Source organism: Flagellimonas pacifica (assembly GCF_900215465.1).
GTDB lineage: Bacteria > Bacteroidota > Bacteroidia > Flavobacteriales > Flavobacteriaceae > Flagellimonas > Flagellimonas pacifica.
In genome coordinates, this window is sequence record NZ_OBEH01000001.1 from 1076014 (window position 1) to 1090518 (window position 14505).

At 38.5% G+C, this 14505-nt stretch carries 14 protein-coding genes and 1 tRNA gene; 11 read left to right on the forward strand and 4 right to left on the reverse strand.

Going from position 1 to position 14505, the window contains the following annotated elements; all coding sequences use genetic code 11:
* Positions 1–6: 6 nt before the first annotated feature.
* From CRO15_RS04795 to CRO15_RS04805, 3 genes are read right to left on the reverse strand one after another with little or no spacing between them, the layout of a single operon-like run.
* Positions 7–885: a sterol desaturase family protein gene (locus CRO15_RS04795; RefSeq protein ID WP_097044853.1), complete on the reverse strand. Its 879-nt coding sequence runs from the start codon at positions 883–885 to the stop codon at positions 7–9.
* 5 nt (positions 886–890) lie between these two features.
* A complete protein-coding gene (locus tag CRO15_RS04800; protein WP_097044615.1) occupies positions 891–1343 on the reverse strand; it encodes a monoheme cytochrome C in 453 nt (150 codons plus the stop codon).
* 2 nt (positions 1344–1345) lie between these two features.
* Positions 1346–2566, reverse strand: coding sequence for a sulfite oxidase (locus CRO15_RS04805; RefSeq protein WP_097044616.1), 1221 nt, complete (start codon positions 2564–2566; stop codon positions 1346–1348).
* A gap of 112 nt (positions 2567–2678) precedes the next feature.
* Between CRO15_RS04805 and CRO15_RS04810 the strand changes: the two genes are divergently transcribed.
* The 10 genes from CRO15_RS04810 to CRO15_RS04850 all read left to right on the forward strand — a co-directional run bounded on the left by CRO15_RS04810 (position 2679) and on the right by CRO15_RS04850 (position 10685).
* Positions 2679–2885: a YgaP family membrane protein gene (locus tag CRO15_RS04810; RefSeq protein ID WP_097044617.1), complete on the forward strand. Its 207-nt coding sequence runs from the start codon at positions 2679–2681 to the stop codon at positions 2883–2885.
* 135 nt (positions 2886–3020) lie between these two features.
* Positions 3021–3149, forward strand: coding sequence for a hypothetical protein (locus CRO15_RS19995; protein WP_280950949.1), 129 nt, complete (start codon positions 3021–3023; stop codon positions 3147–3149).
* 273 nt (positions 3150–3422) lie between these two features.
* Positions 3423–4727, forward strand: a complete 1305-nt coding sequence (locus tag CRO15_RS04815) for a TolC family protein (protein ID WP_097044618.1) — start codon at positions 3423–3425, stop codon at positions 4725–4727.
* A gap of 29 nt (positions 4728–4756) precedes the next feature.
* On the forward strand, positions 4757–5824 hold the full coding sequence (locus CRO15_RS04820) for an efflux RND transporter periplasmic adaptor subunit (protein WP_097044619.1): 1068 nt from the start codon (positions 4757–4759) through the stop codon (positions 5822–5824).
* Between the two features lie 16 nt (positions 5825–5840).
* Positions 5841–9026 (forward strand): efflux RND transporter permease subunit, encoded by a 3186-nt coding sequence (locus CRO15_RS04825; RefSeq protein WP_097044620.1) that lies wholly within the window; start codon positions 5841–5843, stop codon positions 9024–9026.
* Positions 9027–9335: a hypothetical protein gene (locus CRO15_RS04830; protein ID WP_097044621.1), complete on the forward strand. Its 309-nt coding sequence runs from the start codon at positions 9027–9029 to the stop codon at positions 9333–9335.
* An 11-nt stretch (positions 9336–9346) separates the two neighbouring features.
* The gene (locus CRO15_RS04835; RefSeq protein ID WP_097044622.1) at positions 9347–9532 is read left to right on the forward strand and encodes a YgaP family membrane protein; all 186 of its coding nucleotides are present in this window, start codon (positions 9347–9349) and stop codon (positions 9530–9532) included.
* Between the two features lie 65 nt (positions 9533–9597).
* Complete coding sequence (locus tag CRO15_RS04840; protein WP_097044854.1) at positions 9598–10149, forward strand: YeeE/YedE family protein; 552 nt, start codon at positions 9598–9600, stop codon at positions 10147–10149.
* A gap of 2 nt (positions 10150–10151) precedes the next feature.
* Positions 10152–10565, forward strand: a complete 414-nt coding sequence (locus CRO15_RS04845; RefSeq protein ID WP_097044623.1) for a DUF6691 family protein — start codon at positions 10152–10154, stop codon at positions 10563–10565.
* Positions 10566–10613: 48 nt separating this feature from the next.
* Positions 10614–10685 (forward strand) — tRNA-Arg (locus tag CRO15_RS04850).
* A 50-nt stretch (positions 10686–10735) separates the two neighbouring features.
* Here CRO15_RS04850 and CRO15_RS04855 read toward each other — a convergent pair.
* Positions 10736–11971, reverse strand: a complete 1236-nt coding sequence (locus CRO15_RS04855) for a hypothetical protein (RefSeq protein WP_097044624.1) — start codon at positions 11969–11971, stop codon at positions 10736–10738.
* A gap of 114 nt (positions 11972–12085) precedes the next feature.
* Between CRO15_RS04855 and CRO15_RS04860 the strand changes: the two genes are divergently transcribed.
* Positions 12086–14437, forward strand: coding sequence for a TonB-dependent receptor (locus CRO15_RS04860; protein ID WP_097044625.1), 2352 nt, complete (start codon positions 12086–12088; stop codon positions 14435–14437).
* Positions 14438–14505: the final 68 nt, after the last annotated feature.

The window sequence follows — 14505 nt, forward strand, 5'->3', positions numbered from 1 at the left end:
TTTTGGTTAAGTGTTTCTTGATTTTTTGAACCCATAAATGAACTGCCCCCAAAAACTTTTGGGCATGGATTGGTCACCAGGATACCCCAAGGCTATGGTTCCACTATCTTCAGGCACATAATTGGTTTTGAAAATATAGTCCCATAAACTTAAGCTTATGCCAAAATTCACTCCGTAGCTTCCTTTGGGCAATTCATAAGAATGATGGTACAAATGCATCACGGGATTGTTGAAGACATATTTTAAGGGGCCATAGGTGAGTTTAATGTTGGCATGATTTAAATGCCCTATGGTAATGGCGGCAAAATGCACAATATAAGCCTGCTCAGGTTCAAATCCGCCCAAGAGCATAACCCCAAATGTTTTTAGGGGTTTGTAGAGAACGTTTTCCATCCAATGGTAGCGAAGATGAGCCGCAAAACCCATTTCTTTTACACTGTGGTGCACTTGGTGAAACCTCCATAGAAAAGGCAGTTTGTGCAACAAAATATGTGTGATCCATTGTACAAAATCCAGGATAACGAAAAACACAAGTAGCTGGGCCCATATTGGCCAGGTTGAAAAGTCGATAACTGCAAGGCTTTTGGCGGTGATTCCAATTTTGCCTAGAGATAAGGCCAAAACTTTATAAAAACCACTGATGACTATGGCAAAAACAAAGAAATTGAAAAACATGTAAAAACCATCCAACCAAAAATCTTTTCTGAAGATGGATTGTTGTTTTCGCCATGGAAAAAATATTTCCAACCCCCAAACCAAGAGTGAAATGACAATGAGTGCCCAAAAATAATTAGTGTGCCAGGGTACTTGGAACAAAATGGATTTCAATGTCCATTCGGCCGTTCCCAAAAAGGCATCGGTAAAAGCTTTAATGTATTCTTGCATAAAACTCATTCTAGTTCATACCATTCTATATCTTCCAAATTTTGTCGCCTACCTTTTGCGACCGGAGCATAGTTTTTTGCCAAATAGCTTACAATAAGATCTTCATTTGAACCCAAATCCCACAAATTTTGGGTTTCCTGCATCCATTTAATGGTCGCCTTCCAGCCTTCTTTGCTCATCCTATTTTGGGTGACCAACTTTGCTGAATGGCAATTGGTGCAATTTTGTATGGTAACCTCCATTCCTTCATCAGCAACAAAACCAGTTTCTATATGAATGCCGTTTTCAATTTCGGTGTCAACGTCAACAATTTCTTTAAAGGTTTCTTTCTTTGAATGAAGCTTTTCAGGATACATTTTAAAATAAAATAAACCTCCAATAAGAAACACCAACAAAAACAGGAATAACAATAATGTCCTTGAAAGTGCTTTGACCTGATCTTCAAAATTATTCTTCATGCTTAGACCACTTTTATCGCAATTCTATGACAAGCGTTGTTCAGATAACCCTTCGGGTTCCACCCAGGAAGCACCATTGGTTGGCTTTTTCCATTTTGATCGGTTGCTCTTGCCCAAACCTCATAATATCCCTTTTTGGGAAAGGATATGGATGTCTTAAAATGTTGCCATGCCAAACGGTTTATAGGTTTTTCAAGCGTGCATTTTTGCCATGTACTCCCAAAATCAATGGAATACTCCATCTTTGAAACTGTTAATTCCCCGGCCCAAGCATGTCCTTCAATATGGAGCGTGTTTCCCATTTTGATTAGGGCACCACTTTTAGGAGTTGTAATTAAGGATTTTACAGGCATGGATTCAATAATGCACATGCTGGAATTCTCCACTTTGGCTCCCGGAGCAACGGTTTCACAAGGCACCCTATATGAGCTCCCTCCCATTTTGGCACCATCATGCACTTCGTTCCTAATGCTTAATCGGTTGATCCATTTACCGGATGCCGAAGCTGGCCACCCTCCACAAACCAATCGCAATGGATAACCATGGGCAAGAGGAATGTCCTCTCCATTCATTTGAAAGGCCAATAAGGTTTCTTCCTGCAATGCTTTTGAAATTGGGACCCCCCTTGAAATGGGTTCTTTGGTTGGGTCACCACTTAAGTGGGTGTCGGCGGCATGGTAACCAATATACACGGCATCTGATTTATATCCAATATCGTTTAGCATATCGCGTAAACGAATCCCGGTCCAGTTTGCACATGAAACTGCACCAACCGTCCATTGGTTTCCTTTTGCGGGAGGATTGAATTCACTACGGCCATTGCCCCCACATTCAAGGGTCAATTGATATGTATATTGTTGAAACTTGGTCTTAAGGTCTTTCAATGAATAAATTTTCTTTTCTCTGACAGATTCTCCATCAATTGTAAGTGTCCAGTTGGCGGCATCAATCTTTTGTGGAATTTTTCCATTGTTGCGAATGAACATAAATTCATTTGGAGTGATTTTATCATTCAACAAATGGGCTTTGGCTTCAATATTCCACGGTTTGTCGTTTAGGATTACCATTTGCCTATCTTTCTTGAACAGTTTAAAAGGGTCGGTATCTTGAAGGCCCAATGGTAAATAATCTTTTGGCAATGAATGGCCAAAAACAATATCGGTTCCAAGTATACCTGCCATTATTACCAAGGACATTTTGCCCGTAAAATTTCTTCTATCCATAAATATATTTTGCCAAACTTAAAAATAGCGTAAAAAAGAACACGGCTATGTAACCCAAGTTACCAAAAACTTTACGGGCAAAATGTAATTTTGATAGTGTAATACATGAATTATGAAAAAGAACATGGGCGGTCTTGATCGCATGGTAAGAACAATAATTGCAGTGATAGTATTTGCATTGTATTATTTGGATGTGATAGAAGAAACTTTGGCATACATTTTATTAGGGTTGTCAGGGATTTTTGTATTGACGAGCTTTATAAGCTTTTGCCCTTTGTACACCCTATTTGGGATGAACACCTGTAAAGTAAAAAAGTAGTTTTTGATTGATTGTTTTTTTGAAAAACATCTCAGCAATACCGGTTGGGATGTTTTCATTTAAATAATTAACTGAGAATTATCATATGTTCTATAAAAAGGGCCAACTAAATTTGCTCATTATAAAATTTAGAGAATGAAAACACTTCAAATACTTCCTTTAGTTTCATGGGAAAATGGTATCTGGATGATAGGCCTTTTCGCTTTGGTGGTCATTGTACTTGTTGGTGCAGTATTGGCCCTAATGAATAGCGGAAAGAAGTAAATTATCTGATTTTGTTTTAGTTTGAATCGTTAAATCAGATTCAATCCTGTGATGATATGTTAAAAGCGGTTAGTTTGTAACATAAGCGACTTAATTATAAAGTTTTCAGAGTTATTGTTGATGGCGAAACTAGTGTATGAAGACCCAGATTCTTACTAGAGCATAATTGGCCATTGAAATTCCTTTTATTTTATTCACCATATTTTTTTGGTAACACAAGTTACTGTGGGTGCAACTTGATGAATCTAATTTTGCTTCAAATTATGTTAAACCATGAAGCAGTTTTTAGTTCCAACACTCTTTATTTTGATGCAGGGATTCTTGTTTTCCCAAGATAGGTTGGAGATTTCACTGGTTGAAGTCTTGGACAAGGTTCAAGAGTTGAACATTGGAATTAAGCTATCAGAACAGGATGCCAAGATGGCCAAATATGACTACAACCAAACCAATGTCATCTTTTTACCCCAAATATCCATTTCCCATACGGGTATAGCCACCACAAATCCTTTAATGGCTTTTGGTTCAAAATTGAACCAGGAGATTTTGACACAGGCTGACTTTATACCATCATCCCTAAATGACCCTGATCAGGTTGAAAGCTATGCAACCAGGATTTCCTTTGAACAGCCCCTTATAAATATGGATGGTTTTTATCAGCGTAAGGCCGCAAAGACGACAATGCTGGCAAAGGAGTTACAGGCGATAAGAACAAAGGACCATTACCATTTTGAGGCTAAAAAAGCCTATTCGCAATTACAGTTGGCATATAAGGGGGTTGAAGTACTTCAAATGGCCTACAATGCCGCAAAATCTACTCATGATGTTGCTGAAAACAGTTATGAGCAGGGGTTGTTGCAAAAGGCAGATTTGTTACAGGCCAAGGTAAGATTGACCGAAGTGGAGAACCAACTGCAACAGGCAAAAAGCAATATGAAAAATGCTTCTGACTATCTGGGGTTTTTAATGAATGCTGCAGAAAACACCATATATCAGCCTATAGAAATACTGGTGCCTATAGATTTTGACGTAGAGGAAGAAGGAGAAATTGAAAATAGGGCAGATGTACGAGCCATGCAATTGGTATCAAAAGCATATAAAGCCAATATGAATGCAGATAAAATGACTTTTTTGCCGAAGCTCAAAGCCTTTGGGAGTTATGAAATGTATGATGACGATGTTTTTCAAACCAATGCCAAAGGATATCTTTTTGGAGCCAGTTTAAGCTGGGATATTTTGAAGGGGGGCAAAAGATTTGCCCAAACTGGTAAGAGCAAGGCCAATTATGAAAAGTCCAAACAGGAATACCAACAATATGTTTCCAAAAGCAATTTAGAAGTTCAACGCACAAGAAGAGCGATGCAAGATTCGAAGAGCAGACTGAAGACCTCAAAACTGGCTATGAAACAAGCAGAAGAATCTTTAAGGATACGAACAAACAGGTATAAAGAAGGATTGGAAAAAACCAACGATGTGTTGATTGCCGAAGCTATGTACGCCCAAGCGCAAATGATGTATTATCAAACTATTTATGAATTCAACAATGCGAGATTTTACCTGGCATTTTTAACCAAAGAGTAAATTTTATTATGAATAACAATAGGAGATCAATGAAATCTTTTTTGGCAATAGCCCTTGGATTGTCCATTATAGGATGTGGAAATGATAAAAAACCTGAGCTTAATAAAGTTGAGCCCGTTGAGGTATCCATAGCCAATGTGGAGGAAAAAGGAAGCTCAACAATACTGGCAGGGAGCGGTCAAATCAATGCCGTCAATAGTGCAACATTGAGCACAAGAATGATGGGACATGTTGAAAAGCTTGCCGTTAAAGTAGGGCAGAAAGTCAGAAAAGGGGATTTACTGATTTCTATCAACAATACCGATTTAAGAGCGAAAAGGGCTCAAGTAGACGCCTCAATAGCTGAAGCAAAAGTAGCTCATGCCAATGCAAAAAAAGATTACGAAAGGTTTGTGAACCTCTATAAAGAGAGTAGTGCTTCGCAGAAAGAACTTGATGACATGACCGCAAGGTTCGAGATGGCAAAAGCGCGTCTTGAAAGCGCAAGACAAATGATGAAAGAGATAAATTCCCAGTTTGCCTACGCAAATATTAGAGCCCCTTTTAATGGAGTTGTCACCAATACCTTTATTGATAAGGGAGACATGGCAAACCCTGGAGTGCCATTGGTATCCGTAGAGACACCCGGAAATTTTGAAGTTGCCGCAAAAGTTGCCGAAAACAGGATTGGTACGATCAAAATCGGAATGAAGGCAGAGGTTTTGATAAAATCTTTGGATGCCATTTTAATAGGAGAGGTAACAGAATGGAGTACTTCGGCACAAAATACCGGGGGTCAATATTTGATTAAAATTTTATTGCCCAAGACCAAGGCCAAAATCTTGTCAGGAATGTATGCCTCGATAAGACTTAGAACGGATAAAGACACCAGTGCCAACACTTTTGTAACCGTTCCAACGAAAGCGCTTGTAAACAAAGGACAACTATCAGGGATTTATACCATAAGCCAAGACAATACAGCATTATTGCGCTGGTTACGGCTGGGTGATATTTATGGCGATAGCGTAGAGGTGTTATCTGGATTGTCGAAAGAGGAGAAATACATCATATCTGCAGACGGAAAGCTATACAATGGTGTCAAAGTAACCGTTCAATAATCTTAAAGCGTAAAACATGAAAGACGGTCTTGCCGGAAGAATAGCCAAAAGCTTTATAGGGTCCAAGCTTACCATACTGTTAATGATTGTGTTTATGGTCATTGGGGTGTACAGTTCTTTTTTGATTCCAAGGGAAGAAGAACCGCAAATAGATGTGCCCATGGCCGATATTTTTGTTGGATACCCCGGGGCAAGTCCAGTGGAAGTAGAATCCAGGATTACCAAGCCTCTTGAAAAAATAATATCCAATATCAAAGGAGTTGAATACGTGTATTCCACTTCTATGAAAGAACAAGGGATGGTGATTGTGCAGTTCTATGTGGGAGAGGATATAGAACGTTCTTTGGTAAGACTATATGACGAGATCAATAAGCATATGGACCAAATGCCAGATGGGGTCACCATGCCCTTAGTGAAGACTAGGGCCATTGACGACGTTCCCATGTTGGCCCTTACCCTTTGGAGTGAAACATATGATGATTATCAACTCAATAGAATTTCAAGCGAGCTCATTAACGAAATAGAGAAAGTAAACGACGTATCCATTACCAAGAAAATAGGAGGGCGCAACCGTGAGATTCGGGTTGTTGTTGATAAAGATAAAATGGCAGAAGCTGGGGTTGACTTTCTTACCATAGCACAAATGGTAAAGGCCAATAATCAACAAATGGATTCTGGTAATTTTTATGCCAACGACACTGAATTCCATGTAAGTACGGGCCATTTTTTGCGATCAGAAACAGATTTGGAGAACCTTATAGTGGGTACTAAGCAAAATCAACCCATTTACCTAAAGCAAATTGCAGCAGTACTGGATGGCCCCGAATTGCCAAAAAACTATGTCTCCCTAGGTTTTGGGGCAGCAAGCGAAAAATCCAATGAGTATAAATCCGAATATCCGGCGGTAACAGTATCAATTGCTAAAAGAAAAGGGGCAGATGCAATGAAAATTGCAGATATGGTACTTCAAAAAATAGAGCGTCTAAAATTAAATCTTATTCCAGATGATGTGCATGTGGAAGTGACCAGGAACTATGGGGAAACAGCTTCCCGAAAAGTATCGGAGCTTTTGATGCATTTGATAGGAGCGATTATAGCAGTCACTTTTGTTGTAATGTTGGCCATGGGATGGCGCGGAGGGTTAGTTGTCTTTTTGTCCGTGCCCATCACATTTGCCTTGACCTTGCTAAGCTACTATATGTTGGATTATACATTGAACAGGATTACCCTTTTTGCCTTGGTGTTTGTTACCGGCATTGTGGTAGACGATTCCATCATTATTGCGGAAAACATGCACCGCCATTTTAAGATGAAACGTTTGCCATTCAAAGATGCGGCCATATATGCCATAAATGAAGTAGGCAACCCGACCATTTTGGCAACTTTTACGGTGATTGCCTCGGTGTTGCCTATGGCTTTTGTTTCAGGTCTAATGGGACCTTACATGTCACCAATGCCCATAGGGGCGTCCATTGCCATGTTGTTATCTCTGTTTGTGGCATTAACGATTACTCCTTATTTGGGATATCTCTTTTTAAGAGAAAAGGATAAAAAGGAAAAAGTGGCCACCCAAATGCAGGATACCTTTATTTATAGGATTTATGATCGCTTTGAGCGCCCCTTGATTGAGAACAGCAAAAAGCGCTGGTTGTTTTTGGGAATAACATTTTTATTATTGATAGGTTCCATAGGACTGTTTTTCACCAAAACGGTAGCTGTAAAAATGTTGCCGTTTGATAACAAAAATGAGTTTCAGGTTGTAATAGATCTTGAAGAAGGAACCACCTTGGAACGCACTGCAGTAGTGGCAAAGGAAATAGGGGCGTATTTGTCCACAAGACCAGAGGTGATGAATTACCAAAGCTATGTGGGAACAACAGCTCCGATTACCTTTAACGGTTTGGTAAGGCATTACGATTTAAGAGGAGGCAGTAACATGGCCGATATTCAGGTAAACCTTACTGACAAGCATGACCGAAAAGCCCAAAGTCATGACATAGCAAAAATGCTCAGACCCAAAATACATGAGATAGCAGTACGGTATAATGCCAATGTAAAGATAGTTGAAGTCCCTCCCGGTCCTCCGGTACTGTCAACCATTGTTGCGGAAGTGTATGGTCCGGAGTATGAAAAACAAATTGAAATTGCCAATAAGGTCAAACAGATTTTGACAAACACTACAGATGTTGTAGATGTGGACTGGATGGTTGAAGGGGACCAAAAAGAGTATGATTTTGTCATTGATAAGGAGAAAGCAGCTTTATATGGAATTTCTCCCCAGCAGATTGTCCAGACCATGAAAATGGCAATGGGAGAAAGGCCCATAACATATGCTTATGATGAGGACTCTTTTGACCAAGTAGGCATCTTACTTGCCATCGATGAAAAAAGTAAATCCACTTTGGATGAAATCAAGCAGCTAAAGATTACCTCAAAAAGTGGCAATATGGTCTCGGTTGGGGAACTGGTTGAGGTCAATGAAGGAATCAAGGAAAAGAGCATTTTCAGAAAAAATCAAAAAAGAGTGGTCTATGTAATGTCCGATATGGCGGGGAAATTGGAAAGTCCCGTTTATGCCATTTTGGGGATGACGGAAAAACTGAACCAAATACAACTCCCCAAAGGGTATTCCATCAATGAATTGTACATGGAGCAGCCTAGTTTTGAAGATGATTATACGGTAAAATGGGACGGAGAATGGCAAATTACCCTTGAGGTGTTTAGAGATCTGGGGATAGCTTTCCTAGGAGTGATCATAATAATTTATATGCTGATTGTGGGGTGGTTCCAGAATTTTAAGGCACCAATGGTCATGATGGTGGCCATACCGCTTTCATTAATTGGGATTGTCTTGGGACACTGGATATTTGGGGCATTTTTTACGGCCACATCATTTATCGGAATGATTGCCCTGGCAGGAATCATGGTACGTAATTCGGTTTTGCTGATAGACTTTGTGAATCTAAGATTGAAGGAGGATGTTCCCCTTAAACAAGCGGTGATAGAAGCCGGTGCGGTTAGAACAACACCAATTTTACTTACCGCTGGCACTGTGGTCATAGGTGCTTTTGTAATTCTTTTTGATCCTATTTTCCAAGGTTTGGCAATTTCTTTAATGGGAGGGACTATTGTATCCACGATTTTGACACTTCTGGTAGTGCCGTTGGTATATTATATGATTGAACGAAAAAATTATAAGTAAATGGAGAAAATGGTAATCGTTACTACGGCTGAAGAATATCAAGAAACCATCTTCAAGCTTTTTAAGAAGGCAGGTATTGAAACCTTCAGCGGTTCGGATATAGATGGATATAAAAAAAGGAGTCCGTTCTTTTATACAAGTAGTTGGTTTCCTAGTGAGAGGGGTGGGGTTGCATCTAATTTATTCTTCTCATTCACCGAAGAAGAAAAAGTAACAAGACTATTCGCCTATATTAAAGAATTCAATAAAAGCACAGATACTGCCAATCCCATAAGGGCGGTAGAAATTCCTATAGAAAGATCAATATAAAATAATTAAAAATGAAAAACAGAATAGTAAGGGGAGTGGCAGGAAGTTTTATACTCATAAGCCTACTTTTAGCAGCATACGTGAATTTAAACTGGCTTTGGTTTACAGGATTTGTTGGCGCTAATCTGTTGCAATCCTCATTTACCAAATGGTGTCTACTAGAGGACATTCTAAAAAAGTTTGGAATTACCGATTAAGGTCGGGCTAAAGGTCAAATTTGTTTTTTGAAGCTTTTTCTCCATTTTTGTTGAAAAAGCAAAATATGGTATTTCAACCTTGGCCTTGGTATGTATCCGGCCCATTGATCGCTTTGGTCATGATTATCCTTATCATGATGGGCAAAAGATTCGGCATGTCTTCAAATTTGGCAACAATCTGCACCATTTGTGGTGCTGGAAAGCGAACCAATTTTTTCAAACTTGATTGGAAATCCCAAAAATGGAATCTTATTGTCGTAGTCGGGGTAGTCATTGGAGGTTATATTGGTGCTAATTTCTTATCTGCGGATGCAACAGTGGCGATCAGTCAAAATACAGTACTGGATTTAAATTCTTTAGGTTTTGAAAGTGCTGGCAGAGCATACCTTCCTTCCGAACTCTTTGGAACAAATGTTTTTTCAGATATAAAAAATATGGTCTTGCTTATTATTGGCGGATTCTTGGTCGGTTTTGGAGCAAGATATGCAGGAGGGTGTACTTCTGGCCATGCTATTTCCGGGCTGAGTAACCTACAGTTACCATCCTTGATTGCGGTGATTGGATTTTTTATTGGAGGCCTTTTAATGGTACATGTTTTATTCCCATTTATTTTTTAAGTATGAGAACGTTTTTTTATCTAGTTATAGGTGTTTTTTTTGGGATTTTATTGTTTAAGTCTGAAGCGGCTTCTTGGTTTCGCATTTATGAAATGTTTCAGTTTGATGCTTTTCATATGTATGGAATTATAGGTTCTGCACTAGGGATTGGCATAGTGGCCCTTCAAATTATAAAGCGATTCAATATTAAATCTTTCTATGGAGAAACTATTAGTATAACTCCTAAAGAAAAGGGTTTTACCAGATATTTGATTGGCGGTATTCTATTCGGCTTGGGCTGGGCTTTGGCAGGAGCATGTCCTGGACCTATGTTTACCTTATTGGGAGCTGGATTTCTTCCTATTGCCATGGTACTGATATCAGCAATTTTGGGCACATATGTATATGGAGTATTGAAAGATAAATTGCCTCATTAAAAATTATTTTTCCCAAAAAACATATTTTTGCAGTCCATTTAAGCAAATGGCCCCGTAGTTCAATGGATAGAATAGAAGTTTCCTAAACTTTAGATGCAAGTTCGATTCTTGCCGGGGCTACTTTTAATACTTGATGTAGAGCAACTAATTTTTATTTGGCCCAAATAGGGTCAATAAAGACGAGAAATTTTAACTATTCCAGAAACAATCTTATTGTTTATATCTATGCCATTAAAATTCCCTTCTACCTCCTTGTTTTTACCAATGAAGTCCATAGCATTGATATAAATTGATGTTTTTTGAAGATGAAACACTCCGGAAATCGCAAAATCAAGATTTAGGATTTGTCCCTTGTTCAATACCACAACCTTATCATCTTCAACAATTATGGAATCATTTAAACTTACGATATTGTGGTGGTATGTTTCTATTCTTAGTTTTAAACAATGATTTCTTCCTTCTATATTAAATTCAAAAGCATAATCCCCTGCAGTTTTGCTCAAAATCTGTGCATAGGGACTTTTCTTGGAAAACCTGAGCGGATTTTTTCTTATGTTGCTTTCTACCACCAGCCTAACTTTGTTGAGTTCTTGGCAAATAATGGGATCAAATAATTTACTGTTTACCTCTTCCTCAATTTCCAATTTGGCATTGTACTTTTTTAAAATCATTTTTCCTGCTATCGCCCTGTCATATTTATCAAATCCAGAGTATGTTCCAATTAGGTAATGTCTTTCATTGGGGGACGATTTTCCAATAAAAAAAATGAATTTTGCCCCTTCACTTTTCTTGTTGCCCACAAAGTATTTGGTGTCAAAATGGGCAAAATCCTCACTTTGATTGATAGTTCCGTAAAAGGTATATACGCCCTTTGCTCCATTTTCATCCACATATACATATATCATTTCTACAGTTTTCCAATCATTATAAATAATTACCTGCCCTTTGTTCATTTTGTTGTCTTCTCCAAAATAGTAGCACACATAATAATGATCAATTGAGTTCCCTTTTCTTCGAAGGAGATCAAATTGCTTGTCGCGTTGTTTTGTTGTGAACAAACCACTTTCAACAAATTCGGAGACATCTCTGTATCCCAAATAGTTAAAAAAGAGAGACCTATATTCTCTACTGATCTTAATAATCGGTTTGCCAGAAGAGGCTTCTCTATATTTGTTATATAAATACTTTCCATTTACATAGCCCCTTAAAACCAGCTCCAAATCATTCTTTAGATTGGCTTTTTCCAAATCGTAATTTCCAAAGCCATAAAGTTGGGAATCTTTATACTTTCCATCAATCTTATGAGACTCTTTAAAATGGGTTATCACCTTGTTTAGTAGTATGCTGAACACGTGTTTGGTCAAGAGCAATGTTTCGCTGTTATCTCTTTCTAGTATATTTTCCATTATTTTCCAAAATATATAATTGGAATTACTAAAATATAATATATAATTCGGAAAAAAAATTTAGGAAAATTGACCTGTCTATATTTAACCAACTAACTTATAATTAGATAACCAATGCTACGATTAGTTTTATTACTTATAATGTTTATGCCTTTTTGCTGTTTCTCTCAAAATATAGAGGTTAGTGGTGGGGTTCAATCCACCGAAGGTCCGCTTTTTGGGGTGTCCGTATTTGAACAGGGAACTACAAATGGAACCACAACAGATTTTAAGGGTAATTATGCCATACGGGTTAATTCTGGAGCCACTTTGGTTTTTTCCTATCTTGGATATAAGACCTTAGAAATTGCCATTGACGGCAATACCTTAAATGTAACTATGGAAGAAGATGCTTCCAAACTTGACGAGGTTGTTGTTAAAGGATTTGATAATGTGGTGGGTAGAGCCAGAAGACGTGCTGAATCTGTGCAATCCATTCCGGAATCCGTTGTCACATTCACGGCACAGGCAATAGAGACCAAAGGAATCAATAATGTACAAACCTTTGCAGATCAAATTCCAAATGTAAATTTTACCACTTCACAGAACATTGGGAATAACTTTATCACTGTTAGAGGGATTTCACATATCCGTAATGGTGAATCTCCCATAGCGTTTGTTATTGACGGTGTTACATTGCCTGATCCTAACCTGATCAATCAGGAATTATTTGATTTGGCGCTCATCGAAATTGTAAAGGGACCTCAAGGGGCATTGTATGGTAGAAACGCAATAGCGGGGGCAATTAATATTGTTACCAATGAGCCTACCAATACTTCACGTAATAAAATTCAATTTGGTTATGCAAACGGAAATCTTTTACAAACGCAATTATCATCTACTGGACCTTTGGTAAAGGACAAACTGTTTTATAGGGTTTCAGGTTCTTATAAAAAGGGAGATGGCCTGTTGAACAACGTTACATTGAATATGGCTCCTGATTTTGTGGAAGAATTGTCCATAAGAGGTCAGCTAAAAGCAATTTTATCATCCAATACCACAGCTACTCTAACCGGTCAGTATATGGATGCCGAAGCTGGTGCTGTTTATTATGCTTCTCCAACAACTGGCAATCCAAATATTGATGCTGACGATTTTGATAATCTTGCCATTCAAGGAGATCAATTTGGCCGATCCACACTTGATGCCATTTATGGTAACTTAAAATTCGATTTTAACCTTGGCGATGTCAAGCTTACTTCTTCATCTTCTTATAATAAAGGAGAGCGTAACCATATAGGCGACCTGGATTTTACTCCGGCCGATGTTTTACGACAAATTCAGGATAGCAATACAGAAACCATTAACCAAGAATTTCGATTGAGTTCTACAGATACAAATGGCAAGGTCAATTGGGATTTGGGAGCATTCTATCAAAAACTAGATAAGCAACTTATTACGGATGCAACAGCTGATTTTGGTTTTTTTGCACCACCTTTTCAACCCACGGGAACGCAGTCTAGATTAGCTATTGGAAACTTCACCAATACTTATAACACTATTGCTGCCTTTGGATTTTTGGACTTTCAAGTAACTGACCGGTTGACTTTATCAGCAGGACTTCGATTTGATCGTGATAACATTCAACAAGATAATGTCACGGAAAATACAAATCCTGAAAAAACGGATTCACAGCTCCAACCTAAGCTTTCATTGGCTCTAAAAGCAACTGAGGATATGTTGTTATATGCCAATTATGGACGTGGATATAGAACGGGAGGTTTTAACCAAGGAAATACAGTCCGGTATAATTCAGATTTTGAGGCCGAAACTACGGATAATTATGAAATTGGTATGAAAAATAGCCTTTGGGGTGGTCGTTTCATATTGAACCTGTCCGGATATTATATTGATTTTAGCAACCAACAGTTATACGCACTTGTTCTTGATGGTGGAAATGGAAATATTCTAATAGGCAATTTTAATGTTCCGGAAAGTGAGTCCGTTGGGTTTGAAGCGGACTTGAAATTGAGAGCCACAAACTGGTTGGATATCTTGGGCAGTTATGGGGTAAGCAAGGCCAGAATAACAGAAGGCACCTCTACAGTGAGCACTGGAGCCAATGAAACAATAAATGTATCTGGCAACAACACACCTTTGGTGCCTCAGGACAGCTATAGCTTTGGCTTGGAATCTCGCTTTGATATTACCAAGAACGTTTCCTTTAACGGGAATGTCAACTTGGAGGGGACCGGAAAGATTTATTGGCACGAAGATAATGTCGCTGTATCATCAGGGTATAATCTTTTAAATGCCAGGTTGGGTGTTACCTTCAATAAGTTTACAATAAATCTTTGGGGAACCAATCTTACAGATACCGAATACATCACAGAGTTTTTTGCACAAACCTTTTCCAATGGAGGCTCAGATTTGGCTTGGCTTGGTCAACCCGCCACCTATGGGGCCAGTATAGCCTACAAGTTCTAACACTTGTTCGCAACAGTAATTTTTGAGTTAGTTTAAGTGACCCAATGCAATTGCAAAGCCACTAAAAC

Excerpts from the sequence above, each read along its gene's own strand:
- CRO15_RS04795 (WP_097044853.1), bottom strand. The coding sequence starts at position 885 with ATGCAAGAATACATTAAAGCTTTTACCGATGCCTTTTTGGGAACGGCC.
- CRO15_RS04800 (WP_097044615.1), bottom strand. The coding sequence starts at position 1,343 with ATGAAGAATAATTTTGAAGATCAGGTCAAAGCACTTTCAAGGACATTA.
- CRO15_RS04805 (WP_097044616.1), bottom strand. The coding sequence starts at position 2,566 with ATGGATAGAAGAAATTTTACGGGCAAAATGTCCTTGGTAATAATGGCA.
- CRO15_RS04810 (WP_097044617.1), top strand. The coding sequence starts at position 2,679 with ATGAAAAAGAACATGGGCGGTCTTGATCGCATGGTAAGAACAATAATT.
- CRO15_RS19995 (WP_280950949.1), top strand. The coding sequence starts at position 3,021 with ATGAAAACACTTCAAATACTTCCTTTAGTTTCATGGGAAAATGGTATC.
- CRO15_RS04815 (WP_097044618.1), top strand. The coding sequence starts at position 3,423 with ATGAAGCAGTTTTTAGTTCCAACACTCTTTATTTTGATGCAGGGATTC.
- CRO15_RS04820 (WP_097044619.1), top strand. The coding sequence starts at position 4,757 with ATGAAATCTTTTTTGGCAATAGCCCTTGGATTGTCCATTATAGGATGT.
- CRO15_RS04825 (WP_097044620.1), top strand. The coding sequence starts at position 5,841 with ATGAAAGACGGTCTTGCCGGAAGAATAGCCAAAAGCTTTATAGGGTCC.
- CRO15_RS04830 (WP_097044621.1), top strand. The coding sequence starts at position 9,027 with ATGGAGAAAATGGTAATCGTTACTACGGCTGAAGAATATCAAGAAACC.
- CRO15_RS04835 (WP_097044622.1), top strand. The coding sequence starts at position 9,347 with ATGAAAAACAGAATAGTAAGGGGAGTGGCAGGAAGTTTTATACTCATA.
- CRO15_RS04840 (WP_097044854.1), top strand. The coding sequence starts at position 9,598 with ATGGTATTTCAACCTTGGCCTTGGTATGTATCCGGCCCATTGATCGCT.
- CRO15_RS04845 (WP_097044623.1), top strand. The coding sequence starts at position 10,152 with ATGAGAACGTTTTTTTATCTAGTTATAGGTGTTTTTTTTGGGATTTTA.
- CRO15_RS04855 (WP_097044624.1), bottom strand. The coding sequence starts at position 11,971 with ATGGAAAATATACTAGAAAGAGATAACAGCGAAACATTGCTCTTGACC.
- CRO15_RS04860 (WP_097044625.1), top strand. The coding sequence starts at position 12,086 with ATGCTACGATTAGTTTTATTACTTATAATGTTTATGCCTTTTTGCTGT.